Origin of the sequence: Mycobacterium sp., from assembly GCF_044223235.1 — a bacterium.
GTDB lineage: Bacteria > Actinomycetota > Actinomycetes > Mycobacteriales > Mycobacteriaceae > Mycobacterium.
In genome coordinates this window covers 62,204-88,207 of the sequence record NZ_JBGAME010000003.1, presented here as the reverse complement: position 1 = coordinate 88,207, position 26,004 = coordinate 62,204, and the positions used below count along the sequence as shown (strand labels likewise).

At 66.5% G+C, this 26,004-nt stretch carries 23 protein-coding genes; 5 read left to right on the top strand and 18 right to left on the bottom strand.

The window, feature by feature from the left end; genetic code table 11:
* Nucleotides 1–40: 40 nt before the first annotated feature.
* The gene (locus ADBZ6K_RS06190) at nt 41–1,915 is read left to right on the top strand and encodes a fatty acyl-AMP ligase (RefSeq protein WP_526345005.1); all 1,875 of its coding nucleotides are present in this window, start codon (nt 41–43) and stop codon (nt 1,913–1,915) included.
* A 40-nt stretch (nt 1,916–1,955) separates the two neighbouring features.
* Here the strand turns inward: ADBZ6K_RS06190 and ADBZ6K_RS06185 are convergent, their stop codons facing one another.
* From ADBZ6K_RS06185 to ADBZ6K_RS06175, 3 genes are all read right to left on the bottom strand, one after another.
* Nucleotides 1,956–2,438: a lipoprotein LpqH gene (locus ADBZ6K_RS06185; protein WP_526345004.1), complete on the bottom strand. Its 483-nt coding sequence runs from the start codon at nt 2,436–2,438 to the stop codon at nt 1,956–1,958.
* The gene (locus tag ADBZ6K_RS06180; RefSeq protein ID WP_526345003.1) at nt 2,435–3,697 is read right to left on the bottom strand and encodes an FRG domain-containing protein; all 1,263 of its coding nucleotides are present in this window, start codon (nt 3,695–3,697) and stop codon (nt 2,435–2,437) included. Before ADBZ6K_RS06180 ends, ADBZ6K_RS06185 begins: the two co-directional genes overlap by 4 nt.
* 256 nt (nt 3,698–3,953) lie before the next feature.
* Nucleotides 3,954–4,415, bottom strand: a complete 462-nt coding sequence (locus ADBZ6K_RS06175; protein ID WP_526345002.1) for a shikimate kinase — start codon at nt 4,413–4,415, stop codon at nt 3,954–3,956.
* 64 nt (nt 4,416–4,479) lie between these two features.
* Between ADBZ6K_RS06175 and ADBZ6K_RS06170 the strand changes: the two genes are divergently transcribed.
* Nucleotides 4,480–4,635, top strand: coding sequence for a hypothetical protein (locus ADBZ6K_RS06170; protein ID WP_526345001.1), 156 nt, complete (start codon nt 4,480–4,482; stop codon nt 4,633–4,635).
* Between the two features lie 146 nt (nt 4,636–4,781).
* On the opposite strand, the gene ADBZ6K_RS06165 is transcribed toward ADBZ6K_RS06170, so the two are convergent.
* The 10 genes from ADBZ6K_RS06165 to ADBZ6K_RS06120 are packed head-to-tail and all read right to left on the bottom strand — an operon-like array spanning nt 4,782 to nt 14,409.
* Entirely contained in the window at nt 4,782–6,470 is a 1,689-nt protein-coding gene (locus ADBZ6K_RS06165; protein ID WP_526345000.1) for an FAD-dependent oxidoreductase, read from the bottom strand.
* Complete coding sequence (locus ADBZ6K_RS06160) at nt 6,463–6,726, bottom strand: UBP-type zinc finger domain-containing protein (protein ID WP_526344999.1); 264 nt, start codon at nt 6,724–6,726, stop codon at nt 6,463–6,465. Before ADBZ6K_RS06160 ends, ADBZ6K_RS06165 begins: the two co-directional genes overlap by 8 nt.
* The gene (trxA, locus tag ADBZ6K_RS06155; RefSeq protein WP_526344998.1) at nt 6,723–7,175 is read right to left on the bottom strand and encodes a thioredoxin; all 453 of its coding nucleotides are present in this window, start codon (nt 7,173–7,175) and stop codon (nt 6,723–6,725) included. The genes ADBZ6K_RS06160 and trxA overlap by 4 nt, the downstream gene beginning before the upstream one ends.
* Nucleotides 7,176–7,188: 13 nt before the next feature.
* On the bottom strand, nt 7,189–9,813 hold the full coding sequence (clpB, locus tag ADBZ6K_RS06150; protein ID WP_526344997.1) for an ATP-dependent chaperone ClpB: 2,625 nt from the start codon (nt 9,811–9,813) through the stop codon (nt 7,189–7,191).
* Complete coding sequence (locus ADBZ6K_RS06145) at nt 9,795–10,112, bottom strand: chaperone modulator CbpM (protein WP_526344996.1); 318 nt, start codon at nt 10,110–10,112, stop codon at nt 9,795–9,797. Before ADBZ6K_RS06145 ends, clpB begins: the two co-directional genes overlap by 19 nt.
* The gene (locus ADBZ6K_RS06140; RefSeq protein ID WP_526344995.1) at nt 10,109–11,026 is read right to left on the bottom strand and encodes a DnaJ C-terminal domain-containing protein; all 918 of its coding nucleotides are present in this window, start codon (nt 11,024–11,026) and stop codon (nt 10,109–10,111) included. The genes ADBZ6K_RS06145 and ADBZ6K_RS06140 overlap by 4 nt, the downstream gene beginning before the upstream one ends.
* A 6-nt stretch (nt 11,027–11,032) precedes the next feature.
* Entirely contained in the window at nt 11,033–11,557 is a 525-nt protein-coding gene (locus ADBZ6K_RS06135; protein WP_526344994.1) for a nucleotide exchange factor GrpE, read from the bottom strand.
* Between the two features lie 6 nt (nt 11,558–11,563).
* A complete protein-coding gene (gene dnaK / locus ADBZ6K_RS06130; RefSeq protein WP_526344993.1) occupies nt 11,564–13,447 on the bottom strand; it encodes a molecular chaperone DnaK in 1,884 nt (627 codons plus the stop codon).
* A 3-nt stretch (nt 13,448–13,450) separates the two neighbouring features.
* Nucleotides 13,451–13,954, bottom strand: coding sequence for a general stress protein (locus ADBZ6K_RS06125; RefSeq protein ID WP_526344992.1), 504 nt, complete (start codon nt 13,952–13,954; stop codon nt 13,451–13,453).
* A gap of 8 nt (nt 13,955–13,962) precedes the next feature.
* Complete coding sequence (locus ADBZ6K_RS06120) at nt 13,963–14,409, bottom strand: Hsp20/alpha crystallin family protein (protein ID WP_526344991.1); 447 nt, start codon at nt 14,407–14,409, stop codon at nt 13,963–13,965.
* Nucleotides 14,410–14,774: 365 nt separating this feature from the next.
* Here ADBZ6K_RS06120 and ADBZ6K_RS06115 point away from each other — a divergent pair, with 365 nt between their 5' ends.
* Nucleotides 14,775–16,520: a PucR family transcriptional regulator gene (locus ADBZ6K_RS06115; RefSeq protein ID WP_526344990.1), complete on the top strand. Its 1,746-nt coding sequence runs from the start codon at nt 14,775–14,777 to the stop codon at nt 16,518–16,520.
* A 107-nt stretch (nt 16,521–16,627) separates the two neighbouring features.
* Here ADBZ6K_RS06115 and ADBZ6K_RS06110 read toward each other — a convergent pair whose 3' ends face one another.
* The 3 genes from ADBZ6K_RS06110 to ADBZ6K_RS06100 form a co-directional block, all read right to left on the bottom strand.
* Nucleotides 16,628–17,080, bottom strand: a complete 453-nt coding sequence (locus ADBZ6K_RS06110) for a DUF1931 family protein (RefSeq protein WP_526344989.1) — start codon at nt 17,078–17,080, stop codon at nt 16,628–16,630.
* Nucleotides 17,081–17,353: 273 nt separating this feature from the next.
* Nucleotides 17,354–18,370, bottom strand: coding sequence for a S1C family serine protease (locus ADBZ6K_RS06105; RefSeq protein ID WP_526344988.1), 1,017 nt, complete (start codon nt 18,368–18,370; stop codon nt 17,354–17,356).
* A 314-nt stretch (nt 18,371–18,684) separates the two neighbouring features.
* Nucleotides 18,685–19,905, bottom strand: a complete 1,221-nt coding sequence (locus ADBZ6K_RS06100) for an FAD-dependent oxidoreductase (protein ID WP_526344987.1) — start codon at nt 19,903–19,905, stop codon at nt 18,685–18,687.
* A 130-nt stretch (nt 19,906–20,035) separates the two neighbouring features.
* Here ADBZ6K_RS06100 and ADBZ6K_RS06095 point away from each other — a divergent pair, with 130 nt between their 5' ends.
* Nucleotides 20,036–22,426, top strand: a complete 2,391-nt coding sequence (locus tag ADBZ6K_RS06095) for an ATP-binding cassette domain-containing protein (RefSeq protein ID WP_526344986.1) — start codon at nt 20,036–20,038, stop codon at nt 22,424–22,426.
* 117 nt (nt 22,427–22,543) lie between these two features.
* Nucleotides 22,544–24,541 carry a S9 family peptidase gene (locus ADBZ6K_RS06090; protein ID WP_526344985.1) on the top strand — a complete coding sequence of 666 codons (1,998 nt, stop codon included), beginning with the start codon at nt 22,544–22,546 and terminating at the stop codon, nt 24,539–24,541.
* Between the two features lie 19 nt (nt 24,542–24,560).
* Here the strand turns inward: ADBZ6K_RS06090 and ADBZ6K_RS06085 are convergent, their stop codons facing one another.
* The gene (locus ADBZ6K_RS06085; protein ID WP_526344984.1) at nt 24,561–25,226 is read right to left on the bottom strand and encodes a maleylpyruvate isomerase family mycothiol-dependent enzyme; all 666 of its coding nucleotides are present in this window, start codon (nt 25,224–25,226) and stop codon (nt 24,561–24,563) included.
* Nucleotides 25,213–26,001, bottom strand: coding sequence for a DUF899 domain-containing protein (locus tag ADBZ6K_RS06080; RefSeq protein WP_526344983.1), 789 nt, complete (start codon nt 25,999–26,001; stop codon nt 25,213–25,215). Before ADBZ6K_RS06080 ends, ADBZ6K_RS06085 begins: the two co-directional genes overlap by 14 nt.
* Nucleotides 26,002–26,004 lie beyond the last annotated feature (3 nt).

The following is a 26,004-nucleotide window of genomic DNA, read 5'->3' as shown; positions in this document are numbered from 1 at the left end:
ATCCCCGGGTGGCGGCGCGGCCTGCGCCTAAACTGCGCTCATGGAAGGCGGTGCGGTGCAGGTGTCGACGGGTCTGCTGCGGATCGAGGACTGTCTGGACGCCTCGGGCGGGATCGAGCTGCCGTCCGACCTGACGCTGATCTCGCTCATCGAGCGCAATATCCGGGCCGTCGGAGACGCCGTGGCCTATCGCTACCTGGATTTCAGCCGCTCCGCGGAGGGGCACGCAGACGAGATGACCTGGAACGGGCTCGGCACCAGGTTGCGGGCCATCGCCGCACAGGTCCAACAGGTCACCACCCGCGGTGAACGGGTCGCGATCCTCGCGCCGCAGGGCCTCGAATACGTCACGGGCTTTTTCGCCGCGATCAAGGCCGGGGCGATCGCGGTGCCGCTGTTCGCGCCGGAACTCCCGGGTCATGCCGAACGTCTCGAGACGGCGCTTGGCGATGCCCGGCCCGCCGTCGTGCTGACCACCGCGGCGGCCATCGGATCGGTCCAGGAGTTCCTGGCCAAACACGCCGACGCGAGGCCGCCGCAGGTGATCGTCATCGAGGACATCCCCGACTCGGCGGGGGAGTCGTTCGTCCCCACCGAGCTGGGTCCCGACGACATCTCCCACCTGCAGTACACCTCGGGTGCGACGCGGCGCCCGGTCGGCGTCGAGATCACCCACCGCGCGGTCGGCACGAACCTGATGCAAATGATCCTGTCGATCGACCTGCTGGACCGAAACACCCACGGCGTGAGCTGGTTACCGCTGTATCACGACATGGGCCTTTCGATGATCGGCTTCCCGACGGTGTACGGCGGCCACTCCACACTGATGTCACCGACCGCCTTCATCCGCAGGCCCCAGCGGTGGATCCAGGCATTGGCCGCCGGCTCGCGCACCGGCAACGTCGTCACCGCGGCGCCGAACTTCGCCTACGAGTGGACGGCGCAGCGCGGCCTTCCCTCAGCGGGTGAGGACGTCGACCTCAGCAACGTCGCGATGATCATCGGTTCCGAACCGGTCAGCATCGACGCGGTGCGGGCCTTCAACCAGGCCTTCGCCCCCTATGGTTTGCCCGCCACGTCGATCCGGCCGTCATACGGGATAGCGGAAGCCACGCTGCTGATCGCCACCATTGAACCCGGAACGCGGGCGTCGGCGGTGCACTTGGACCGTGGGCAATTGACCGCCGGTCGCGTTGTCCGCACCGCCGCCGATGACCCCGACGCGGTGGCCCATGTCTCATGCGGCCGGGTGGCGCGCAGCCTGTTGGCGGTGATCGTCGACCCCGATACCCGCGACGAGCTTCCCGATGAACGGGTCGGCGAGATCTGGCTGCAGGGCAACAACATCGGCAGTGGCTACTGGCAGCGGCCGGACGAGACGCGCCGCACCTTCGGAGCCGTGCTCCACTCCCGGTTGACCGCGGGAAGCCACGCCCAGGACGCGCCGGCCTGGCGCACCTGGCTACGCACCGGCGATCTCGGGTTCTATCTCGACGGTGAGCTCTATGTCACCGGCCGCACCGCGGATGCGGTGGTCATCGACGGCCGCACCCACTGCCCCCACGACATCGAAGCGACGGTCGCACAGGCGTCGCCGACCGTGCGGCGCGGCTACGTCGCCGCGTTCTCCGTTGTGGCGCATGATGATTCGGGTGGTCCCGGCGATTGCCCGGAAGGACGGCTGGTGATCGTCGCGGAACGTGCAGCGGGCACCGCGCGCACCGATCCCGCCCCGGCGATCGCAGCGATCCGCGCGGCGGTGTCCCAGCGGCACGGGTTGGCGGTGTCCGACGTGCGTTTCCTGCCCGCGGGCGGCATACCGCGAACCACCAGCGGTAAGTTGGCCCGCCGGGCGTGCCACGAGCAGTACATCACCTGCGCAATGGGCCCTGAGCGCAGCGACCCTGGACACTGAGCGCAGCGACCCTGGACACTGAGCGCAGCGACCCGCCGCGTCACGGCAGCGGGATCATCGGCGGGAATTGCGGTGACCGGGTGGACTTTTCGATCGCCGGACACGTGACGGCAATGCTGAACTGATGCCCGGTGATCTCCCCGTCGCCCGGTGGCATCCGACCGCGCACGGTGTAGGTGTCGTCGGCCTTGGTCGCCCACATCTCGTCCGGGTTGTCGGTGAATCCGCGGATGTCGAGATGCCGGAAGCCGGCCGAAGTGACGACGATCCGGTAATCCTCGGCGAGCAGCACTCGCACCAGCTTCTTGCCGCCCAACCCACTGGCTCTCGACGGTGCGTTGATCAGCAACCTGCCGTCCGGCTGCCAGGCACAGGACACCTGACCGTCGATCGTGTATGTCTCGCCGTCGAACACAACGGTGGTCACCGGAGCGGGATCGCCGTCGGCGCAGCCCGCGACCGCGAGCAGGGCGGCTCCGGCCGAGAGCGCCGCGTGAACCCGCCAGTTCCGCACGGCGATCACAGCACGCCCTCCCGAAGCAGATGAACCAAGTGTTCACGTTCGTCGTCGGCGACGCCGGCGTCCCGCAGGAAGGTGTCGAGTTCGTCGGGCGACAGCGCGGCGCCGTCCTCGACGCTCGCATCGAACGTCGCCAGCGCCGGATCGTCCGGCGGGCAGAGCTGCGCCTTGGTCAGACCGCTGACGTCCGCGTCCGACGGCGCATGCGGGAAGGTGAATGCCTCCACGGCCGCGCCCTCGCACAACATCAGATGCAGCACCGAATTCTCGAAGCCGAACAGGCTGCCACCGCGCTGCGCCCCTGGCCGCCGCGCGGTCTCGGCCGGCAGCTGCGAGATGTCCACCAGACCGAACAGGCCTAGCTGTGGGAGTAGTGTCCGCGCCGCGCCGCCGGGGCCGGAGTCCTGGCGGACGACGAAGCGGGTGCGAAGCACCTCGTCGATCTGGTGTTTGTTGAAGCGATAGATGATGCCCGGCGACCGCGACTCGACGATGACCGTCCCGTCCGCATAGCGACGACTGGCGAACCAGGACGCGACGTCGACGGAGTTGGTCACGTCGACCATCACCGATCCGAATTCGTAATGCTGGGCGAGTGCGATCAGGTCGAGTTGGCTTCGGCCCAGGTTGGTTCCCGCCAGCCATTGCGACTCCGATTCCGGATGGCTCACCGCCCAGCCCGACTGCCGGCTCAGCGCCCTCGCTATGGACGCCATCCTGATGTCGCCGAGGAATCGCACGACATGCCTTCGCATCTCGTCCTGCTGCGAGCGCATCATCGCCCGCAGCGCGCCCGCGACATAGGACGTCGAAGGCCGGTCCTGGGTGTTGACCGCCCCGTCCCACTCGGCGGGCACGGGGGTGGTGACCCGCCGAAAGTAGCTCGGCATGAGAGCGTCGAATGCCAATCGCACATTGCCGATCGACGGGAGCTGTCCTTCGTAGACGGCGACGTACTGCTGGCTCTGACCGCGATACCAATGGTGCGGTTGGTGCTCGGCCGTCAGCCGGTCCACCGCGTGCCGCAACGACCCGCACGGTGTGACAGGGAACGACAGCAACGCGCTGTTGTCCGACAGCCACCGGAATCGGCGATCGGGGCGTCGCGCCAGAAGCGTGAGCAACGTCCTGCGCGCCTGGGGCGTGACGATGCTGGGGTCGGCGTACGGGTCAACCGGCGAAGCCAGGCGCCAGGCGAGATACCCGTTCAGCACGATGCTTCTGGTGAAGGCTTCCCTGTCGACCGGAGGATAGCCGCTCATCCCCACACCCCTACGTGCCCTCGCCGCGCATCCCCACCGCAACCTGTGGTGTCGATTCTGGCAGACAACGCGGGGTTTCGGACCGAATGTCGTCGTCGAGGGAGTGCGTGCCAACCGCGCGGCAAGGACGATGACGGAGGGCGTCGCGCAGCACGGCAATGCGTGGAATCGGTGGGTTCGAACCCGCGGTACCGCTCGACGCGCCGGGCGTGCCGCGCGGGGGACGTCGTCGAACGTCCCGGTGATGCTGTGCGGCTCAGCGGTTCTGCGCGATCCCGATCAGCGCTTCGACGACCTCGCGCAGCGGCCGCGAGGTGTCCAGTTCGTGTGACGCCGCGCTGCGCAGCAGTGGCTCGGTTTCGGCGATGTCGCGCACCATCCGGTCGCGGTCCTCGGGGTTCTTGCCGAATCCGTTGTTCGTGCGGGTGCGCACCCGTTCCAGGATGACCTCCACCGGCGCGCTGAGCAGGACGATGGCTCCGAATCGGTCATAGAAGCGCCACTGATTGGCCACCGTCCCCTGGACGAACAGCGCGCCCGTGCGCGGGGCGGCCAGCAGCGCGTCGATGCGCTCCTCACGCCACAGTGGTTCCCCGTGGACGATCTCGATCCAGGTTTCGTCGTCGGTGTCCACAGTATGGAAACCGCGCCGCGCCAACTCCTCCAGGGCCGTCGTCTTACCGACGCCAGACATGCCCGTCACCAGGATCGCGACCATCCCGGCAGTCTGCCATCGGTGGGCGCCGATGCCCAATAATGTTCCGGCGGCGACAGGTTTCTCGGTGCACGCGATTAACGCTGCGCTCGCCAACACGGTCGCCGCGGTCAAGCGCCAAGGGCCCATCGTGTCGGACAACTGCCAGATTGTCGGATCCGCCAAACTCACCGCCCCAGCGGCGTCCTGGCCCCGGTACGACATCGACAGTCCGCACATCTGACCTGGTTGGCCTTCCTCGTCCCGTCATCCTGGTTGCGCGGTGGGCCGAGGCGGCTTTGTGCCGTCTGCGTGAGTGAGTCCGAGTCAGGTCACCGGTTCAGTATTGCCGAATGGTGGCCGGTCACCGGTCGGGGCGAGTGCCGGCGATCAGGTCCCGAAGTATTCGTGGATTTGGCGGATCGCCATCGATCCCTCGCCGACCGCGGAGGCCACCCGCTTGACCGAGCCGCTACGCACGTCGCCCGCTGCGAACACACCGGGCCGGCTGGTCTCCAGCATCATCGGCTGACGTTGCATCCGCCCCTGATTGCCGTCGGTGTCCGAGTAGAGCGCAGCCTGGCCGGTCGGCACGAAGCCGTGGTCGTCGAGTTCGATGGCGCCGGCGAGCCACGAAGTATTGGGATCCGCGCCGATGAAAACGAACAGAGCGCAGGTCTCAATCGAATGATGCTCGCCGGTCCGTTTGTCCTCGGCCACCACCGCCGTGAGCCCACGGTCTCCGTGCACCTCCCGGATCTCGGTACAAGACCGCACGGTCACGCGGGGGTGCTGGTGAATCTGGTCGACGAGATATCGGGACATGCTTTTGTTCAGGTCGTCGCCGCGGATCAGCACGTACACCCGCGAAACCCGCGCTGCGAGGAAGATCGCCGCCTGGCCCGCGGAGTTACCACCCCCCACAATGACGACGGGACCCGTACCGCACATCAACGCTTCTTGAATGGTGGCGGCGTAGTACACGCCGTTGCCCTCGTACGATTCGATTCCCGGTACGGCGAGCCTACGATACCGCGCTCCCGTGGCAATCACGACGGCTCGAGCGACCAAAGACGCGTCATCGACGAGGCGGAGCAGATGGTGTCCGCCGTCAGATTCCAGGCGGATAACCTCCGCGGAGACGATGATCCGCGCGCCAAACTTGCCGGCCTGCAGAGCGGCCCGTTCGGCCAGGTCGGCACCCGAGATGCCGCCCGGGTATCCGAGGTAGTTCTCGATCCTCGAAGACGTCCCGGCCTGCCCTCCGATTGCGATCCGCTCCATGGCCGCGGTGATCAGGCCGTCCGAGGAGCCATACACCGCCGCGCCCAGTCCGGCCGGACCAGCGCCCACCACCACGACGTCGGATTCGTCGGGCACCGTGTCGGGCACCGACAGACCGACCCGGCGGGCCAGCTGGGTGTTGGTCGGGTTCCGCAGCACCTCACCGCCCCAGATCACCACGGGAGTGTGTTGCGGCGGTACTCCGAACCGCTGCAGCAGCCGCTCGGCGTTTTCGTCACGTTCCAGGTCAATCCATCTGTGCGGCAACCGGTTTCGCGCAGCAAATTCTCGCAGCCGCAAGGTATCGGGGTCATAACAGGAGCCGATGATCCGGAACCCGGTTCCTTCCTGAATCAGCAGCGAGCGGCGTAACAGGTATGCGCGCAGGATGAGGTCACTGAGCAACGGATCGTGGGCGACCAGCGCACGCACCCGCTCGGTCGCCACCACGAGTACTTCGCCGGGTTCCACCACTTCGGCGGTGTAGAACGCGGCTTGGCCCTCTAGGTCGCCCAGCTCCCCGAGGAACCGCCCGGGGCCATGTACCCGGATCACGTGCCGATTGCCCGCCTCGTCGGTCGTGGTGACGGCGACCTTGCCGGACAGAATGACGAACAAGTAGTCGGAGCGCTCACCTTCGCGGACAAGCGTTTCGCCCGTGTCGACGGCGCGCCGGGCGCCGCCTGCCTCGAGGGTGGAAATCTGATCGTCGGACAGTCGCGGGTACGCGCCGTAGATGTCGGGGGTTTCGGCCAGCGGAGTCGATGCGCGCTGGTCGATGGCGCTCTCAGACATAATTTTCGTGGACATAGCACCAGCGCCAGTTCTCGCCGGGTTCGAAAGACTGCACGATCGGGTGCCCGATCGAGTGGGCATGTGCCCGGGCATGCCGCATCGGTGACGAGTCGCAGCAGCCGACATGCCCGCACGTCAGGCACAGCCGCAGATGTACCCACGGTGTGCCGAGCTGCAGGCATTCCTCGCAGCCGTTCGCGCGCGGGCGCACCTGGCGGATCGCCGCCACGTGTGGATCGATACCTACGGAAGTCATGACCCTGCCTCCTTCGCGCTGCCGGCCGACAGCGCCTGATCCAGCCAGTTGCGCAGCGCCGCAACGGGAGCGGCACCCGCTTGCCGCGCCAGTATTTGCCCGTGGTCAAGGAGCAGCAGCGTCGGCACCGCCTGCACCGCGAACCGCTGCGAAATCGCCGGCGCTTTGTCCACGTCGACCTTGACCAGTTTGAGTTGTCCGGCACGTTCGGTGGCGAGCTGCTCCAGCGCCGGACTCACCATGCGACACGGTTGACACCAGGTCGCCCACAGGTCGGCAAGTACTGGAACCGAGGACTTTTCGGCAACATCAGCGAAGTCTCCGTCGCCGGCCGCAGCGATCCACGGCAGCCACTGGTGACAGTTGGCACACCGGGGCTTACCTGCGGCCGCCGCGGGTACCCGGTTGCGTTTTCCGCAGTGCGGGCATGTCATGATGTCTGATTCCATGGCCTCTCCTCAGTCAGGCCGCCAGGGCCGGTTCCGAATAGTCGACGGCCAGTTCGCCGTTCGCCACGGTGACACGGATCTTGCCACCGCCCGCGATGTCGCCGCGTAGCAACGCCCGGCCGATCTTGGTTTCTACCTCGTGGGCGATGTAGCGGCGCAGCGGTCGCGCGCCATACACCGGATCGTAGCCGTGTTCGGCGATCATCCGGCGTGCTTCCGGGGAGATGTCGAGCTCGATCTGCCTCTCCGCTAACCGATCCCGCAGCTCGGTCAGCTGCAGCGCGACGATCCGTTCGATCTGCGGCATCGATAGCGGCGTGAATAGCACGATGTCGTCGACGCGGTTGAGGAACTCGGGCCGGAAGTGTCCGCGCAACTCGGCCATCACCCGGTCCCGCGCGTCGGGCTTGATCTCGCCGTCCGCGGTGACGCCGTCGAGCAGGTGGTGCGATCCGATGTTGGAGGTCATGATGACCACCGTGTTGCGGAAGTCGACCTGACGTCCCTGTGCATCGGTGAGCCGGCCGTCGTCGAGCACCTGCAGCAGGGTGTTGAACACATCGGCGTGCGCCTTTTCGATCTCGTCGAGCAGCACCACCGAGTACGGCTTGCGACGCACAGCTTCGGTGAGCTGGCCGCCCTCCTCGTAGCCGACGTAACCCGGTGGCGCACCGACCAACCGGCTCACCGTGTGCCGCTCCTGGTATTCGCTCATGTCCAGCCGAACCATGTTGTCCTCGCTGTCGAACAACGCGGCGGCCAGCGTCTTCGCGAGCTCGGTCTTACCGACCCCGGTGGGTCCGAGGAAGATGAACGAACCGATCGGGCGACGCGGATCCCGGATTCCGGAGCGGGCCCGAATCACCGCATCGGAGACCAGCTGGACAGCCTCATCCTGGCCGATCACCCGCTCGTGCAGTATTTCGTCGAGCCGCAGCAGCTTTTCCCGTTCACCCTCCTGCAATCGCGCGACCGGTATGCCGGTCCATGCGGCCACGATTTCGGCGATCTCGTCCTCGGTGACGACCTCGCGCAGCAGGGGCTTTTCGCCCTGCTTGGACTGCAGCTGTTCCTCTGCCGCTTGCAGTTTGCGCTCCAGTTCGGTGATGCGGCCGTAGCGCAACTCGGCCGCCCGGTTGAGGTCATAGTTGCGTTCGGCTTCCTCGGCCTCGTGCCGTAGCTGCTCGAGTTGCCCGCGCAGTTCCTGTACCCGCCGGATCGCCTGCCGTTCGGCATCCCATTGCGCGCGCCGGGCGTCGGCGTCGGCTCGCAGATCGGCCAGTTCTTTGCGAAGTTCCTCCAGACGGGACTTGCTGGCCGCGTCGGTCTCCTTGGCCAGCGCCGCCTCCTCGATCTCGAGCCGGGTGACCCGGCGGGTGAGCTCATCCAACTCCGCTGGCATGGAGTCGATTTCGGTGCGCAGCCGCGCACACGCCTCGTCCACCAGGTCGATCGCCTTATCGGGCAGGAAGCGGTCGGTGATGTAGCGATGCGACAACGTGGCGGCGGCCACTAGGGCGGCATCCTGGATCTTCACGCCGTGGAACACCTCGAGGCGTTCGCGCAGGCCGCGCAGGATCGATACGGTGTCCTCCACGTCAGGTTCGTCGACCAGCACGGTCTGGAACCGGCGCTCCAGCGCGGCGTCCTTTTCGATGTGCTTGCGGTATTCGTCGAGGGTGGTGGCGCCGATCATGTGCAGCTCACCGCGGGCGAGCATCGGCTTGAGCATGTTGCCGGCGTCCAGCGACCCCTCCGTCGCCCCGGCGCCGACTACCGTGTGTAACTCGTCGACAAACAGCAGAATCCGGCCTTCGCCGGCCTTCACCTCGGACAGCACCGCCTGCAATCGTTCCTCGAACTCGCCCCGATACTTCGCCCCTGCCACCAGTGAGCCCATGTCGAGGGAGAATATTGTCTTGTCGCGCAAGCCTTCTGGGACGTCGCCACGCACGATGCGCTGGGCCAGGCCTTCGATGATCGCGGTCTTGCCGACGCCGGGGTCGCCGATGAGCACCGGGTTGTTCTTGGTCTTGCGGCTGAGGATCTGGATCACCCTGCGGATCTCGGCGTCTCGGCCGATCACCGGGTCCAGCTTGCCGGCGCGGCCCTCGGCGACCAGGTCGCGGCCGTACTTCTCCAGCGCCTCGTAGGCGCCCTCCGGGGTCGCGGAGGTGACCCGCTGGTTACCGCGGACCTTGGTCAGCGCAGTCAGGAAGGAGTCCCGAGTCACGTGGTGCGATGCAAGAATCCGTCCGGCGGCACTCGCCGAACCCTCTTCGGCGAGGACGATGACAAGGTGCTCCACCGATACGTATTCGTCTTTGAGCCGCTTGGCTTCCCGCTCGGCGGCCTCCAGCAGGTTCGCCAGGCGCCTGGTGACAGAGACCTGGCCCGGCGTGGCGCCGGGGCCGCTGACCTTCGGACGCCGGTTCAGCTCGCGTTCCAGGTCCGCACGCAGCGCCGCGGTGTCGGCGCCCGCCTGATCAAGCAGTCGCGGCACGAGACCCTCGGGCTGGTCGATCAGCGCCATCAACAGATGTTCGCCGTCGACCTCGGTGTGGCCCATCCGCGTCGCGATGCTCTGCGCATCGGCCAACGCTTCCTGTGACTTCTGCGTCAGCTTGTTGATGTCCATCGCGATGTCCTCCCTCGACGAGAAGCGGATTCCAGCTCTTCGATGTGGTCCAGCAGGTCGAGGACCAGCCCGATAGCCGCGTAGTTCAGTCCCAGGCCGGTCCTCAACCGCTGGATGCGGGCGACTGTCATCACTGCAGACGGTTCGAACCAGAGATCGCCGCGGGCATCCTGCTGGCAAGTGACGAGGCCCAGCGCCACCAGTCGGCGCACCATGTCGGGATGCAACCCGCAGCGCGTTGCAAAGGCGTCGAGCTGCATCCCGGGCCGCCGCGCCAGGGCATAGCGTGATGCGGTCATCGCCCCCTCCTCGGGTCGAATGTGGACTCCGCCGCCAGTTGCTCGAAGAGTTCACGTTCCCGCGCAGTCGGTTTGGGTGGAACCATCACCTTGATTTCTGCGAAGAGGTCGCCCGCGGCACCGCGCGGGTTGGGCATGCCTTCGCCGCGAAGCCGCAACCACCGGCCGGTCGACGACCCTTGCGGCACCTTAACTTTCGCTTCGCCGCCGGGAGTTGGAACAGCTACAGTGGTCCCCAGCACCGCCTCCCATGGCGACACGGGCAGATCGACGGTGACGTCGCGTCCGTCGAGCCGGAATCGGGGATGCGGTTTGATGCGCACCCGCAGGTACAGATCACCGGCCGGCCCATCGCCGCTGCCTCGGCCGCCCTCTCCCGCCAGCCGTATCCGCTGACCGTCGATGACACCGGCGGGAATGTTTACCCCGTAGTTGCGGCCATCGAGCGAGAGTTGCCGTTTGCCGCCCCGGTAGGCCTCCTCGACGGTCAACTCCAGCACCGCCTCCTGGTCGGCACCCGGAATCGGGCCGAATCCGCCACTGCCGGCGAACATGTCGCCGAAAAGGTCTTCGATGTTGATGCCGCCGTCGCCGCCGAAGCCCTGGCCGTAGCGCACCCGCGCGCCGGAAGGCCCTCCACCCCGGAAGCCACCACCCGTACCGGCGCCCACCCGCTCTTCCCAGTCGTCGGGAACCTTGCGGAAGTCTTCGCCGAATCGGTCGTAGCGCTTGCGGGTTTCGGGGTCCGATAGCACGTGATAGGCCTCGTTGACCTCCTTGAACCGCTCCTCGGCCGCTGGATCCTTGTTGACGTCCGGGTGATGCTTGCGCGCCAGTGTGCGGAACGCCCGCTGGATCTGATCGGCGGTCGCGTCCCGGGACACCCCGAGCACTTCATAGTAGTCGCGGGCCACGAAGCGTCACTCCCCGCGTCGGCTGACCACCACGGCCGCCGGCCGCAGTTGCCTCGAACGTTCGCCGTAGCCCGGTCGAAGCACTTCGACAACCGTGCCGGGCGCGCTGTCCGGCTGGTCCACCACACCGACCACCTCGTGACGCTGCGGGTCGAAGGGCACCCCTGCCTCCGCATCGCGCGGATAGCCGAGCTGCTCGAGAACCTGTAGGGCTTGTTCGAGAGTGCTCCGCACGCCCTCGACAACCGCGTCGGACTGGTCACCGGCATGACTGATCGCCCGCTCCAGGTTGTCCACGATGGGCAGCCACGCACCGGCCACCCTGGATCGTTCCGTTGCTCGTTCGCGGTCCAGTTCGCGGGCATGCCGCTTGCGCAAATTGTCCAGATCGGCCGCAGCGCGGCGCCAGCGGTCCTCGAGCTTGGCCAGCTCCTTATTTGAATCCGGTTCGGCGCCAACCGCTTCTGGCGGGTTTTCGTCTACCCGGTCATCGTCCACTTCGGTTCTGGAATGCTCTGCGGGGCTGACCATTAGTGCTCATCCCCGGTCGAACTCGGCGTCGACCACGTCGTCGTCTCCAACGCCAGAGCCATGGCGGTCGCCGGTCGGTTGCCCGTTGCCGCCACCGGACGGCATGGGTTGCAGCCCATAAAGCACTTGCTGCAGTTCGGACGTCAGGGACCGCACCCGATCCATCGGCGCGTCTTCCTTAACGGCTTGGCGCGCGTCGGCGACCAGCATCTCCGCGCGTGCCCGATCGTGCGGCGCCGCCGAGTCGCCCAATTCGGCGAGCCGGCGCTCCACCTGGTATGCCGCCGAGTCAAGCGCGTTGCGCGCCTCGACGGCCTTGCGAAGTTGCTCGTCCTCGCGGCGGTTGGCCTCGGCCTCGGCGAGCATCCGATCCACCTCGCTCTTATCGAGATTGGACTGCTCGCTGATCGTGATGCCCTGCTCGGCGCCGGTGTCCTTATCGCGTGCTGTGACATGCAGGATGCCGTTGGCGTCGACGTCGAAGGTGACCTCGATCTGCGGTTCACCCCTGGGGGCCGGGCGGATGTTCTCCAGCTTGAATCGACCGAGTACCCGGTTGTCCTGGGCCAGTTCCCGTTCACCCTGCAGCACAACGACATCCACAGCCGGCTGGTTGTCCGCTGCGGTGGTGAACACCTCACTGCGCCGTGCCGGGATGGTGGTGTTGCGCTCGATGATCTTGGTCATCAGCCCGCCAGCGGTCTCCACACCCAGCGACAATGGGGTGACGTCGAGCAGCAAGACGTCGGAGACCTCGCCCTTGAGCACACCGGCCTGGATCGCGGCGCCGAGCGCGACGACCTCGTCGGGGTTCACGCTCATGTTGGGGTCCTTGCCGCCGGTGAGCCGGCGCACCAAAGCCTGGACTGCGGGGATCCGGGTGGAACCGCCCACCAGGATCACCTCGTCGATGTCGTTCGCGCTCACCTTGGCGTCGCCCATCGCCTGTTTGACCGGGCCCATCGTTCGCTCGACCAGGTCCGCGGTGAGGTCCTCGAACTTCGATCGCATGATCGCGGTGGTCAGATGCTTCGGTCCGCTGGCGTCGGCGGTGATGAACGGCAGATTGACCTGGGTCTGAGCCACCGACGACAGTTCGACCTTGGCCTTCTCGGCCGCCTCGAAGAGCCGCTGCAGTGCCTGCGGATCTTTCCGCAAATCGATGTTGTTCTCACGCTGGAACTCATCGGCCAGGTAGTCGACGAGCCGCCGGTCGAAGTCATCGCCACCCAGGTGCGAATCGCCGGCCGTGGCGCGGACCTCGACCACCCCGTCACCCACGTCTAGCAGGCTGACATCGAACGTACCGCCGCCGAGGTCGAAGACAAGCACCGTCTCGTGCCCCTTCTTGTCCAGCCCGTAGGCCAGCGCCGCGGCCGTAGGCTCGTTGATGATGCGCAGCACGTCGAGGCCGGCGATGCGGCCCGCATCCTTGGTGGCGTTGCGTTGGGCGTCGTTGAAATACGCCGGAACGGTGATCACCGCTTCCTTGACCCGCTCACCGAGGAACTTGCCGGCGTCGTCGACGAGTTTGCGCAGCACCTGCGCGCTGATCTCCTCGGGCGAATACTTCTTGCCGCGTACTTCGAACCGGGCGGCGCCACCGTCGCCCTCGACAACGTCGAAGCTGACCGCCTTGGCTTCTTCCGATATCTCGTCGAAGCGGCGGCCGATGAATCGCTTCGCCGAATAGATGGTGCCCTTCGGGTTCATGATCGACTGGCGCCTGGCCAGTTGCCCGACCAGGCGCTCGCCGCTTTCCGTGAACGCCACCACCGAGGGCGTGGTGCGTGCCCCTTCGGCGTTGGGGATCACGATCGGTTCCCCGCCCTGCCAGGCGGCGATCACCGAGTTGGTTGTCCCGAGATCGATGCCTACCGCTGTTGCCATCTTCTATTCCCTTCGGTTGCCGCTGGTGAGGATTTGCAGCGCACGGTCGGCTACCTCAACGTCGGCGACGACGTCGTAGTACTTGGGCTGCAGTCCGCTCACGGAGTGGAAGTCGCGGCGACCCCCCTGTAGCGCGTGGATGAGCAGGCCGAGCAGAGCGCCGACGATGGCACCAAACATCAGGCCGTAGCAGGCCAGCACCAGGGCGAGGATCAATGGTTCGATCCAGTTGAACAGCCCGAAGATCCAGCCGATCAGCGCGCCGACCAGGGCGCCCGAGCCCGCGCCGCGCAGCGCCGCCCCGCCGTAGCTCAACCGGCCCACGACCTGCTCCACGTACTCCAGATCACGGCCGACGATGGCCACCCGGTTGACCTCGAATTGCTGATCGGAGAGGTAATCGACCGCGCGTTCAGCGTCGGCGTATTTGTCGAAGGTGGCGATCACCTGGCGAGCGGGCTCGTTGGGCCGCACCGCCGAAGTCGCCACTGTCGAATGCTCAGCCATCACTCCTCCTATGCGTCCACGGTTTGTGGCGCGGATTCGGCTCGAATGGCCTGCTGACCCTCATCGGCGGTGTTGATTTCAACCTTGCGGGGCTTGCTCTGCTCCGACACCGGGATGGTCAACGTCAGCACGCCGTTCTCACATGCAGCGGTCATCTTGTTGGGATCGAGGTTGTCGCCGAGAAACAGTTGGCGACGGAACTCGCCTTGCGGCCGCTCATCGACGATCAGCTCGTCACCCTCCTGCCGCAACGGGCGCCGACGCGCAGTGATCTCGATGACGTTGCGCTCGACCGTGACATCGATATCGCTCCCCTTCATGCCCGGTGCATCGAGGGCGACAATGAACTGGTCACCACGCCGGAACGCCTCCATCGGAAAGGTGCGCGCGGCGCGCGCGCCGGCCACGGCCTGCTCGGCCCACCGGTCGAGTTCACGAAACGGATCGAATCGCATCAATGCCATGACTCTCCTAGGTCCAAGGGTTGCTGAACCGGAACTCCGGCAGCCAAAGGCCTGTACGCACGGGACCCGCCAGGAACCTCCTAACGAGAAGTCTGGCAATCAGATTCGGCGAGCGCGTGCTCCTAACGAGCCAGAAATGTCAATCGAGATTGGTCCTGTCAGCACGAATGGATGCATCACCGAGGAAGGGACCGTTCCCTGGCCTCCGTCCCCGGCGAGGGAAGCGGTCTACAGATAGATGCCGACTAGCATCTATTCCGTGAGCTGCGGATCGGTCAATGTCGGTGTCCCGGGCGCGCTGACACTTCCGGACCGCAATACGCTTCGGATCGCCCCCGGTGGGTATGCCATCCGCAGTGGCGCATCAGCAGGACTTCGCCGTGGCAAAAGACAGGAGTTGGTCAGCGCGGCCACTCAACATGAACGGTGAATCGAATAGCACGCGAGGACAGGGCGGGCCGGCCGGACAGGTTTCGACGCGTTTGGCCACGTTGTCGCGCGTCGACTTCAGCAAATGCGACACCGGAGAGATCTTCCAAGTTGCGACGGCCGCCGTTCGCAACCTCGGGCCGTGTCAGGTCGAGGCTAGTTACCGCTCCGTGGACGGTGAGTTCGTTCGCTTTCCACCCTCACAGCCCGAACATCCCCAAATCGAACGGCAGCTTCGCGAGTCCGGCTGCGATGGGCAGGTCGACATACAAGGCGGACGGTGGGGGTGCGCGCTTCCGCTGAGTCACCAAAGCGCCGTTCAGGGTTGTCTGGTGATTAGTGCCATCAGTGCGCCGCCGGAAAATCAGATCCTGTTGCTGAAAATCCTTGCCCAACAAGCCGGCGCCGCCCTGGCGTTCGTTGCAATGCATGAGCGCGACATCGGTTCCGCCGGGCTGCTCACAAAGGCGAACACCGATCTGGAGGAAACGAATCGCGAACTCGCCGCCACGGTTCTGCGGTTGCGATGGCAAGCGAACATGCACGAGGTTCTGAGCGCGGCGATCGCTGCGGGAATGGGTGAGCAGGGCATCTTGGATGCGCTGCATGGCCTGACGGCACTACCTGTAGGACTCGAGGACAGGTTCGGCAACCTGCGCTGCTGGGCCGGACCGGGGCAACCCCATCCCTACCCCAAGCAGACCACGGACGAGCGCCAGCTATTGCTACACGAACTGGCGGCACAGAACGGTCCGGCACGGATAGGGGGCCGCGTGCTCGCGCTCGTCCAGCCCCGCGCCGAGATCCTCGGGGTCCTGGCGGTGCAGGACCCGGATAACGCGGTGACCGCGGACAGCCTGTTCGCCCTGCGCTACGGCACCACGGTTTTAGCGCTGGAGCTATCCCACGAGCGAAACCTCGCCAAGATCGAGCTCAATCTGCGCCGCGAGTTGGTCGACGATCTGTTGGCCGGCACCGACCGGGTCGGGGCCTACGCCCGTGCCGACGCCCTGGGCCATGACCTGCGGCGCCCGCATTATGTGGTGGTGGTACAAGCCGCCGGTCGCGCAGAGAGCGCGCTGGCAACCGTCGCCGGGAGCGCTGCGACCGCGCTGCATCTGAAATACCTGCAAGGGCGCCACGGCAGCCTGGTTGTTCTGCTCACCGACGGCCGCCCGGACCCGCGGGCACTGCACCACGCAATCAGTGAGGGCCTCGACCACACGGCAAGCGTGATCGGCATCGGCACTCGTTGCGAAGTGCCCGATGATTTGCCACAGTCCTTCATGGAGGCGCGTCGTGCCCTGAGCATCCGGCTGCGCTCTGCCCATCCAGAAGGCGCAGCAGCTTTCGACGAACTTGGTTTCTACCGCCTGATCGACGCCGCCGACGGCGGCGGCACGGTCGAAGCCTTCGTGCGCGAATGGCTGGGCCCACTCCTGGACTACGACGAGAGCAGGAACTCCGAACTGGTTCTGACTCTCAGCGACTATTTGGAATGTGGCGGAAACTATGACGAATCCGCGGCCGCCCTACACATTCATCGCAGCACGCTGCGCTACCGGCTGGCGCGCATCGCTGAACTCACCGGCCACGACCTCCGCAACGTTGATACCCGGTTCAATCTCCATGCCGCGACACGAGCGTGGCGATTCCTCAACCCCGATGGCTGACCGGCACCTTCGCGTTTGCGCTCCTTCACCTCGCCGGTATAGAGATTCTTGAACTCGCGCAGCGGGCGTCGCGTGGGTCAATCACGACAGGTGAGGACCGCCGGCCGTCAGAACACCAGCCGAAATATCGTGAACACCCGATTCCAATGCTCAGTCGACGGGTTGGTCACCGTCGCGTCCACCACGCGAAACGAACGGGCCAGTGCGATACTCAATCCGCCGAACAGCTCTGGCAGCAGGCGCTCGGCGTCCTCAGCGAAAGAAACGTCCCCAGGTGGTTGTCGCACCGCCTGCCGCAGCAGCTCACGGATCTCCTCGGCCTCCTCGAACTTGTCGAATTCGCGCATTCGCTCCTGAACGCCCTTGGTGATCGGAAGGTCCTGCGCCACAACCACATCACGCCCGTTCCACTTAGCCGTATTGCGGCCCGCGATGGCAATGTCATCGATTTGCTCGTCGACGAACTCGCGAAAGCGACGGATGTCGTTCTTGTCGATCTTGATGCGTGCGACCGAGCGAAAGAACCGTTCGAACACCGGAATACCCGACGGATGAGTCACGCGATATCTCCAATCCAAGTCCAGACCGGCGGCCCGAGAAGGCCGACGCTCAACGTTGGCATGTCGTCGGTGTTTCCGAACCGGACCCGCAGCCGCAATCTCGCCGGACCGGTTCGGCCTAACAGGTCGGGTGCATGGACAACTCTGTCGGGAAGCGTAAGAACTAACCCGCCACTGCACTGTTGTTCAGACATTCCCCGCGGCGTCGGTGTGGTAGACGGAGTCAAGTGATCCGCGTGCAGGGCGTGTCTGAGGGCGCGGGACTATCGGGCTCTAGGTGGAAGCGCGGTCCGCAACTATGACCGTGATCTCTTCGGTCTTGGCTTCGCGGAGCAAGGTCAACTGGACCCGGTCGCCCGGTTTGGTGCTGCGAAGTGCCGCTATGAGCTCCTCTGCCGTTGCGATTTCCTGACCGTTGAACGCGATGACGATGTCGCCCGGTTGGATGCCTGCCGCCGCTGCCGGACCTGGCGTCGCGACCTGCATGGCGACCACACCATTGGTGCGGTTGATTCCCAGCAGCCGTGCCATTTCTGGGGTCAGGGTGGCGGGCTGAATACCGATATATGCGTTGCGGGCGGTCCCGGTGGCCAGCAGCTGGTCGGCGACGTCGACCACGGTCGCGGCCGGGATGGCGAATCCTAGGGCTACCGCACCCGCCGTCGGCGGGATGTAGGCCACGCTCATACCTACAACCTCTCCTTGCGCGTCGAGTACAGCGCCCCCAGAGTTGCCCGGCGAGATGGCGGCGTCGGTCTGGATTAGGTCGACCAGTGGTGCGCCGGTGGAAGCCGACCCGGGAATCTGGCGGTGCAGTCCCGAGATGATGCCGGATGTGACTGTGGCCTCGAATCCCAGCGGGCTGCCCATGACGACGGCGAGCTCACCGACCTGCGGCAGCGGCTTCTGGAATGCCGCAGCGGGCAGGCCCGTACGGTCGGCCTGGATGACGGCAATGTCGGAAACCTCATCGGCGCCACGCACCTTTCCCGGCACTTGCTGCCCGTCGGCGAGGACCACGATGACGTCCTGCACTCCGGCGACGACGTGGGCATTGGTGACGATTATGCCGTCGGATTTGTAGACAATGCCGCTACCCACGCCGCCATCGATGAGCACTGTGACGACCGACGGCTCAACCTGTCGCACCAGTGCCGGTAGATCCGCGCCGACTGCCATGATCGGCTCCGTCGAGCCGGTGGGTGCCGCGAGGGTGTCGGTCGAGCCGGAGTTGGTCGAGCTGCTGCACGCGGCGAGAAGGGTGACCGTGACGGCGAGCAGCCCCAGCATCCAAATAGCGGGCCGTACGGGCGACGATGGGTGCATCTGCTCCGCGCCTTCCTCCGTCTCAGTCAACAAATTCACTGCCGGTTATCCGCGGTACAGCACTTCGCTGCGCATCGCCCCTGCGGAATCGATGCGCAGCCCGACCAATTCCGGTTGTATTTCTTTCGGGGCCACGCCAGCCCGTGACCGACGCGACGGTTTGTGTGAGAACCTTCGCACCTCAACGCCGTGATCGACACGGTCTGTCGGTCCCAAGGCCTATGCGCGCACCTGGCCTGACAGGCCGAGGAACCGGTAGTCCATGACGTGGACCAGTCCTACCGACCGCTCATAGTCGTTGCCGGCACCGTCGACGCTGCCGGCGCGGAGCGCGCGGCGAGCTCTCGGCTGATCTCGGCCGCCATCCCGCGGTGACTTGTCGACCGCAGCAGGGTTGTCAGCGCCCAGGTCATCATCCGGTCCGGAACCAGTGCCGCCGGCCTCAGCATCGCCTCGCTGTGCGCGACCTGCAGCGACGCCACCCACGACACCACACCGACCTTGCGTCGCCGGGTGTCCTCATACCAGCGCAGTGCGCCGGGAAGCTCGCCGTGCTGCGCGAGCGCCCTGCGCAGAACCATCGTGTCCAGCAGCGCCTGATTGGTGCCCTGGGCGAGGGTAGGGGGCATGGTGTGCGCCGCGTCCCCGAGCAGGGTGACCGCGCCACGGCCAGGTTCGGGAATCGGATGCCGGAAGTGGGGGAACGGCGACTGGGCCAGATCGTCGTCGGTCAGCGTCGCGAGAACCTGATCAACCAGGTCACCCCACCCGGCGAAGTATGACCGGATCATCTCGATCGGCCGCTCCGGCCGCACGAAGTCGGGCGACCAGGGCAGGTCGAACCACCACTGCAGATCCGATCCGCCGGCCGGCCACAGGCCGACGCTTCCCTGCTCGCCCACCACGATCAGGCCAACGCGCTTGTCCGGGATATCGGGCAGAGTGACCAGACCCTGCCAGCTGCACCAGCCGGTCGGCTCCGCCGCCGCTGCCCCGACCACACGGCGAACCATCGAGTGCAGGCCGTCCGCACCGATCAGCAGGTCACCTTCGGCGCTGGTGCCGTCGGCGAAATCGACTCGGACCCCGCACCCGGTGTCCGAGTCGCAGTCGGCCACGGCCACCGCGCGCACGCCGCACCGGATGCGGTCGGTAGGAAAGCCGTCCAGCAACCGCTCCAGCAGGACGCGGCGTGGCACCATCCGCACGGGGGCACCCATGCGCTCCACGATGGCCGACACGTCGAACGTAGTCAGGGGACGCCCCGTCGATGTCTCGACTCGAACGGTGGACAGCGGTTGACCCGCCCCGTCCATGTCGACGCCCAGTTGCTCGAGAACCGTCGCCCCGTTGGACCAGATGGTCACGGCGCCACCGCCGGCCGTCACATCAGGCCGCCTCTCGAAGACGGTCACGTCATGGCCGTCGCGCAGCAATCCACGAGCAACGGCGATGCCGCTGACACCGGCACCCACAACAAGGATCCGCAATGGACTCATCTCGTACCTCCGACTCCATATACGTGCATGGCCGTCCTGTGGTTCACCGCCCCGCTGAGCTGGAAGAACGCGTCCAGGGACGCCTAGTGGCCCGGTGGGCACCCGCGCGGGCGGCCTACGATGGCGACACATGAGCGGCGAGCGACGAAGGAAGACGCACGCACGGCCGCGGCACGCCGCCGACGGCCACGACCTGATCCGGGTGCACGGAGCACGGGTGAACAACCTGAAGAACGTCAGCGTGGAGTTGCCCAAGCGCCGGTTGACGGTGTTCACCGGCGTATCCGGTTCGGGCAAGAGTTCGCTGGTGTTCGGCACCATCGCCGCTGAGTCGCAGCGCCTCATCAACGAGACCTACAGCGCCTTCGTCCAGGGCTTCATGCCCACGGTGGCGCGCCCCGACGTCGATGTGCTCGATGGGCTGACGACGGCGATGATCGTCGACCAGCAGCGGTTGGGTGCGGATCCCCGCTCCACGGTCGGCACCGTCACCGATACCGGTGCGCTGATGCGTATCCTGTTCAGCCGACTCGGCACACCCCATATCGGCTCGCCGCAGGCCTTCTCGTTCAACGTGGTATCCGTGAGCGGAGCCGGTGCAGTCACCCTCGAGCGGGGCGGCAAGACCGTCAAGGAGCGGCGCAGCTTCAGTGTCACGGGCGGCATGTGCCCCCGCTGCGAGGGCAGGGGTTCGGTCACCGACATCGACCGCACGGCACTCTACGACGACGCCAAATCGCTCAACGACGGTGCCCTGACCATTCCCGGCTACAGCATGGAGGGCTGGTACGGCCGAATCTTCAACGGCTGCGGCTTCTTCGACCCGGATAAGCCGATACGGGAGTTCAGCGCGAAGGAACTTGACGCTCTGCTGTACAAGGAGCCGACCAAGATCAAGGTCGACGGCATCAACCTCACGTACACCGGTCTGATCCCGCAGATCCAGAAGTCGTTCCTGGCCAAGGACGTGGACGGGATGCAGCCCTACATACGCGCGTTCGTCGAGCGGGCGGTGTCGTTCACGACGTGCCCAGATTGCGCAGGTACCCGGCTGTCCGAGGCGGCACGGTCATCGAAGATCAAGGGCGTCAACATCGCCGACGTGTGCGCGATGCAGATCAACGATCTCTCCGAGTGGCTCACCGGCGTCGACGACGAATCCGTTGCGCCGCTGGTGCTGTCATTGCAGCGCACCCTCAACTCGTTCGTCGAGATCGGACTGGGGTACCTGTCGCTCGATCGGCCCTCGGGCACGCTGTCGGGCGGTGAAGCCCAACGCACCAAGATGATTCGCCACCTCGGTTCTCCACTCACCGACATCACCTACGTCTTCGACGAGCCAACGATCGGGCTGCATCCGCACGACATCGCCCGGATGAACGCCCTGTTGGTGCGACTGCGCGACAAGGGCAACACCGTGCTGGTGGTGGAGCACAAGCCCGAGACGATCGAGATCGCCGACCATGTCGTCGATCTCGGCCCCGGCGCAGGCCCCGCAGGGGGCACCGTCTGCTACGAGGGCACCGTCGAGGGCCTGCGCTTCAGCGGCACCCTCACCGGTCGCCACCTCGCCGACCGGAACACACTCAAGGGCACGGTGCGCACACCGTCGGGCGTTCTGCAGGTGCGTGGAGCCCGCACCCACAACCTGCGCGACGTCGACGTCGACATCCCGCTCGGCATACTGGTCGCCGTCACCGGGGTGGCGGGCTCGGGTAAGAGCTCGCTGATCGACGGGTCGGTGTCCGGGCGCGACGGGGTCGTCACCGTCGACCAGAGCCCGATCCGCGGTTCTCGGCGCAGCAACCCCGCCACCTACACCGGTCTGCTCGATCCGATCCGCAGGGCGTTCGCGAAGGCCAACGGTGTCAAGCCCGCCCTCTTCAGCGCGAACTCCGAAGGTGCCTGCCCCACCTGCAACGGCGCAGGCGTCATCTACACCGACCTGGCGATGATGGCCGCTGTCGCCACCACTTGCGAAGAGTGCGAGGGTAAGCGATTCCAGGCATCGGTGCTCGACTACCACCTGGGCGGCCGCGACATCAGCGAGGTGCTCGCCATGCCGGTATCGCAGGCTCGGGGCTTCTTCGGCGCCGGCGAGGCTCGCACGCCGGCCGCGCACAAGATCCTCGGGCGCCTGGCCGGCGTCGGGCTCGGCTACCTCAGCCTCGGCCAGCCGCTGACCACCCTGTCCGGGGGCGAACGCCAACGGCTGAAACTGGCCACCCACATGGGCGGGGAGGGTTCGGTGTACGTCCTCGACGAGCCGACCTCCGGTCTGCATCTCGCCGACGTCGAACAGCTGCTGGACCTGCTGGACCGGCTGGTGGACTCCGGAAAATCAGTCGTCGTGATCGAACACCGTCAAGCTGTGATAGCGCACGCGGACTGGGTGATCGACCTCGGCCCCGGTGCGGGTCACGACGGGGGCCGGATCGTGTTCGAAGGCACACCGACCGGCCTCGTCGAGTCCCGCTCCACCCTCACCGGCGAGCACCTGGCCACCTACGTCGGCGCCTGACCGGGCGACTACCGCACCACGTTTCGCGCCTGGTTCTGGGCGCCCACCGTAACGCTACGGCGGCATTCCACCCTCATCACCGCCGTACCGTTACGCTCGCGCGACTACAGTCGTGGAATGCCGCAGATCGCGCCGTACGGAAGCTGGCGGTCGCCGATCAGCGCCGCGGCAGTCGCCGCGGGGGAGATCCCGCTTGCCGCACCCACTATCGCCGGCGGCGACGTCTACTGGCTCGAGGGCAAACCGAGCGAGGGCGGTCGCACGGTGATCGTGTGCCACAACGCTTCTGGTGAGCGCACCGAGGTGACGCCGCCGTCGTTTTCGGTGCGCAGCCGCGTGCACGAATACGGCGGCGGTGCCTACCTTGTTGGAGGCGCCGCGGCGCTCACCCCACATACGGTGCTGTCCTCAAATACGGTGCTGTCCTCGAATACGGTGCTGTTCTCGAACTTCGATGATCAGCGGCTCTACCGGCAGGACGGCGGGGCACCACAACCCATCACACCGGAGCCGGACATCGCGGCAGGGGTCCGCTACGCCGATGGTTGCCTCTCCGCCGACGGGCGGCTGCTGATCTGTGTTCGCGAGGTGCACCCACACGGCGGCGGTGAGCCGGTCAACGAACTCGCGGTCGTTGCCGCCGACGGGTCGGCCCCGCCCCGAACGGTGGTGTCGGGTCACGATTTCTTCGCGGCTCCGCAGATCAGTCCCGACGGAGGCAGACTCACCTGGCTGACCTGGGATCATCCGCGCATGCCATGGGACGGCACCGACATGTGGGTCGGTGATCTCAACGCGGACGCCGAGGTGAGCAATATCCGCCTCGTCGCGGGCGGTCCGCGGGAATCGATCTTCCAGCCCCGCTGGAGCCCGCAGGGCGAGCTGTACTTCGTCTCCGACCGCACCGGTTGGTGGAACCTGTACCGACTGGCCGACGAGCGAGTCGAGGCGCTCGCACCGATGGACGCCGAGTTCGGGGTGCCGCACTGGGAGTTCGGCTCGGCCACGTACGCCTTTCTGAACGACGGGCGCATCGCGTGCGTCTATTCGAGCCGCGGCATCGACCATCTGGCATTCCTGTCACCGGACGGGAACCTCGACACCGCCGACCTCCCGTACAGCGCGTACGCCCCCTCCCTGCGTGCCGACGGCGCCTCGCTGGTGTTCATCGCCGGTTCGCCGACCGAAACCGCAGCTGTGATCCGGATGGACACCCGCTCAGGCGAATTGGAGACGCTGCGGCGCGGCGTGCAGCATGAGCTCGACCCTTCCCACGTCTCGCGCGCCCAGCCCATCGAGTTTCCGACGGCCGGTGGCGCCGCGACCGCCCACGCGCTCTACTACCCGCCGACGAACCCGGAGTTCAGCGGCCCCGACGGCGAGCAGCCACCGCTCATCGTGAAGAGCCACGGCGGACCGACCGGCATGGCGCGCGCCCAACTGGCGCTGGCCACCCAGTACTGGACCAACCGCGGATTCGCCGTCGTCGATGTCAACTACGGTGGAAGCACCGGATTCGGCCGTGCTTATCGGGAGCGCCTCGACGGCACATGGGGCGTCGTTGACACCGAGGACTGCATCAATGCCGCTCGCCACCTGGCGGGGCAGGGACTGGCCGACGGGCACCGCCTGACCATCCGCGGCGGCAGCGCCGGCGGGTACACGACGCTGTGCGCCCTGGTTTTCCACGACGACTTCGCCGCAGGCGCAAGCTATTACGGCGTTGCTGACTGCGAGGCGCTGGCAACCGACACCCACAAGTTCGAATCGCGCTACCTCGACGGCCTGATCGGTCCCTATCCGCAGGAACGCGAGCGCTATCGGCAACGCTCACCGCTCCACTACGCCGACCGGCTCTCGTGCCCGGTGATCCTGTTCCAGGGGCTGGAGGACCGTGTGGTGCCTCCCGTGCAGGCGGAGCTGATGGTCGAGGCGTTGCGGGCCAACGGCGTCCCGTTCGCCTACCTCGCGTTCGAAGGCGAACAACACGGCTTCCGCAAGGCGGAGAACATCATTCGCACCCTCGAAGCGGAACTGTATTTCTATGCAACGGTTCTCGGTTTCCCGCTGGCCGAGCCGATCCAACCTGTCGACATCGAGAATCTCGATTCCTGAAGCGGGCCGGCTTGCTGCGCTATTCGACGATATCGGCTGTTGCGGGGCCGAACAGGCACAGGTGGTCGAGCACCGAGGTGGGATCGTGCGACCAGTCCATGGCGGCCAGCTGGGCACGGCTGCGTCGACCGGTTCGCCAGCGCGTGGCCTCGAATCGTGTGGTGTGCAGCCGTAGTTCGGCTCCGTCGGATCCACAGCGGTAGTCGCCGTCTTCCACCGTCACCCGCAGCGGTACCGGAGAGCGCAGGCTTGCCAGCAGAAGATCGGACACACACCACACCGCGGCGGAGTCGCGGGCGCCGGGGCGGCCAACCGCAGCGCGCACGTCATGCTCGTGAACGACAACGTCGCCCAGTGGGGGCTTGGTGCCGGTGCTTTCGGCTGCATGATCGAGCAGGGACGCCGCGTCCGCCCAGCGCCCGAGGATCTGCGCGACGCCGAGATCGCCGAACCGGGCGATCTGAGCGGCCGTCTGTTCGTCGGTCGGCGGTCCGGTCAGCCGTCCCGTCACCCAGTCCTCCGCGACACCCGCAAGATGTGCCACGACGTCGCGGACAGTCCACTGCGGGCACGTCGCGACGGGGACGGCGCATCCGGTGTCGCCGACATCGGCCAGCAGTGCACCTATCCGCTCCCGGGTCTCGTGGTAGAGGCGGGTCAGGTCGCGGGCGTCAGCCGCCGGCACAGGAATCACACCCTTCCGAGGACCGCGGCGGGCGGATGTCGTTGGGGTCGTTCGGATCCGGCTCGTCGAACCACCGGGACGGCACGTGGTGTCCGTACTCGTCGTGCCAGTCCCACCATTCGTAGGGGGCGCTCTGTGGGTAGCCCTGCGGCGAATCCTCCCAACTCTCCTGACGCCCCAGCGCCGTCATGTCGAGGTAGCTCCACGAGCTGCCCAGGGCCTCGTCACCGCGATTGTTGATGAAGTAGGTGCGGTATACCCGGTCGCCGGAGTCATCGGGCCAGCGGATGAACGCGTTGGTGCCGTGCCACTCGTCCACGCCGAAATCGACGTCGAACGCGCTGCCGGAGTCGGGGACGATCGTGTACCACGGCATCTGCCAGCCCATCCGTTCCTTGACCCGCGCAATATCGCGCTGGGACGCGCGTGACACGAACACCAGGGTGGTGTCCCGCGCGTTGAGATGCCCGACGTGGCCGACGTTGTCAGCGACCATGGAGCAGCCGCGGCAGGCATGCTCTGGCCAGCCCTGCACCTCGGGCTCGAAGAACGCGCGGTAGACGATCAGCTGGCGGCGGCCCTGGAAGAGGTCGGGCAGGCCGACCCTGCCCTGGGGCCCGTCGAATACGTACCGCCGGGAAACCGGCGTCCACGGCATTCGCCGGCGCAATGCGGCCAGCGCGTCGCGTGCCCGCGTCAGCTCCTTTTCCTTGACCAGCATCTCCTGCAGTGCCGCCTCCCATTCCCGCTCCGACACGATCGCTGGGGTTCTCATATG

Excerpts from the sequence above, each read along its gene's own strand:
- ADBZ6K_RS06190 (WP_526345005.1), top strand. The coding sequence starts at position 41 with ATGGAAGGCGGTGCGGTGCAGGTGTCGACGGGTCTGCTGCGGATCGAG.
- dnaK (WP_526344993.1), bottom strand. The coding sequence starts at position 13,447 with ATGGCAACAGCGGTAGGCATCGATCTCGGGACAACCAACTCGGTGATC.
- ADBZ6K_RS06090 (WP_526344985.1), top strand. The coding sequence starts at position 22,544 with ATGCCGCAGATCGCGCCGTACGGAAGCTGGCGGTCGCCGATCAGCGCC.
- ADBZ6K_RS06100 (WP_526344987.1), bottom strand. The coding sequence starts at position 19,905 with ATGAGTCCATTGCGGATCCTTGTTGTGGGTGCCGGTGTCAGCGGCATC.
- ADBZ6K_RS06165 (WP_526345000.1), bottom strand. The coding sequence starts at position 6,470 with ATGTCTGAGAGCGCCATCGACCAGCGCGCATCGACTCCGCTGGCCGAA.
- ADBZ6K_RS06105 (WP_526344988.1), bottom strand. The coding sequence starts at position 18,370 with ATGCTGGGGCTGCTCGCCGTCACGGTCACCCTTCTCGCCGCGTGCAGC.
- ADBZ6K_RS06135 (WP_526344994.1), bottom strand. The coding sequence starts at position 11,557 with ATGGTCAGCCCCGCAGAGCATTCCAGAACCGAAGTGGACGATGACCGG.
- clpB (WP_526344997.1), bottom strand. The coding sequence starts at position 9,813 with ATGGACATCAACAAGCTGACGCAGAAGTCACAGGAAGCGTTGGCCGAT.
- trxA (WP_526344998.1), bottom strand. The coding sequence starts at position 7,175 with ATGGAATCAGACATCATGACATGCCCGCACTGCGGAAAACGCAACCGG.
- ADBZ6K_RS06095 (WP_526344986.1), top strand. The coding sequence starts at position 20,036 with ATGAGCGGCGAGCGACGAAGGAAGACGCACGCACGGCCGCGGCACGCC.
- ADBZ6K_RS06145 (WP_526344996.1), bottom strand. The coding sequence starts at position 10,112 with ATGACCGCATCACGCTATGCCCTGGCGCGGCGGCCCGGGATGCAGCTC.
- ADBZ6K_RS06125 (WP_526344992.1), bottom strand. The coding sequence starts at position 13,954 with ATGGCTGAGCATTCGACAGTGGCGACTTCGGCGGTGCGGCCCAACGAG.
- ADBZ6K_RS06180 (WP_526345003.1), bottom strand. The coding sequence starts at position 3,697 with ATGAGCGGCTATCCTCCGGTCGACAGGGAAGCCTTCACCAGAAGCATC.
- ADBZ6K_RS06160 (WP_526344999.1), bottom strand. The coding sequence starts at position 6,726 with ATGACTTCCGTAGGTATCGATCCACACGTGGCGGCGATCCGCCAGGTG.
- ADBZ6K_RS06175 (WP_526345002.1), bottom strand. The coding sequence starts at position 4,415 with ATGGTCGCGATCCTGGTGACGGGCATGTCTGGCGTCGGTAAGACGACG.
- ADBZ6K_RS06080 (WP_526344983.1), bottom strand. The coding sequence starts at position 26,001 with ATGAGAACCCCAGCGATCGTGTCGGAGCGGGAATGGGAGGCGGCACTG.
- ADBZ6K_RS06120 (WP_526344991.1), bottom strand. The coding sequence starts at position 14,409 with ATGCGATTCGATCCGTTTCGTGAACTCGACCGGTGGGCCGAGCAGGCC.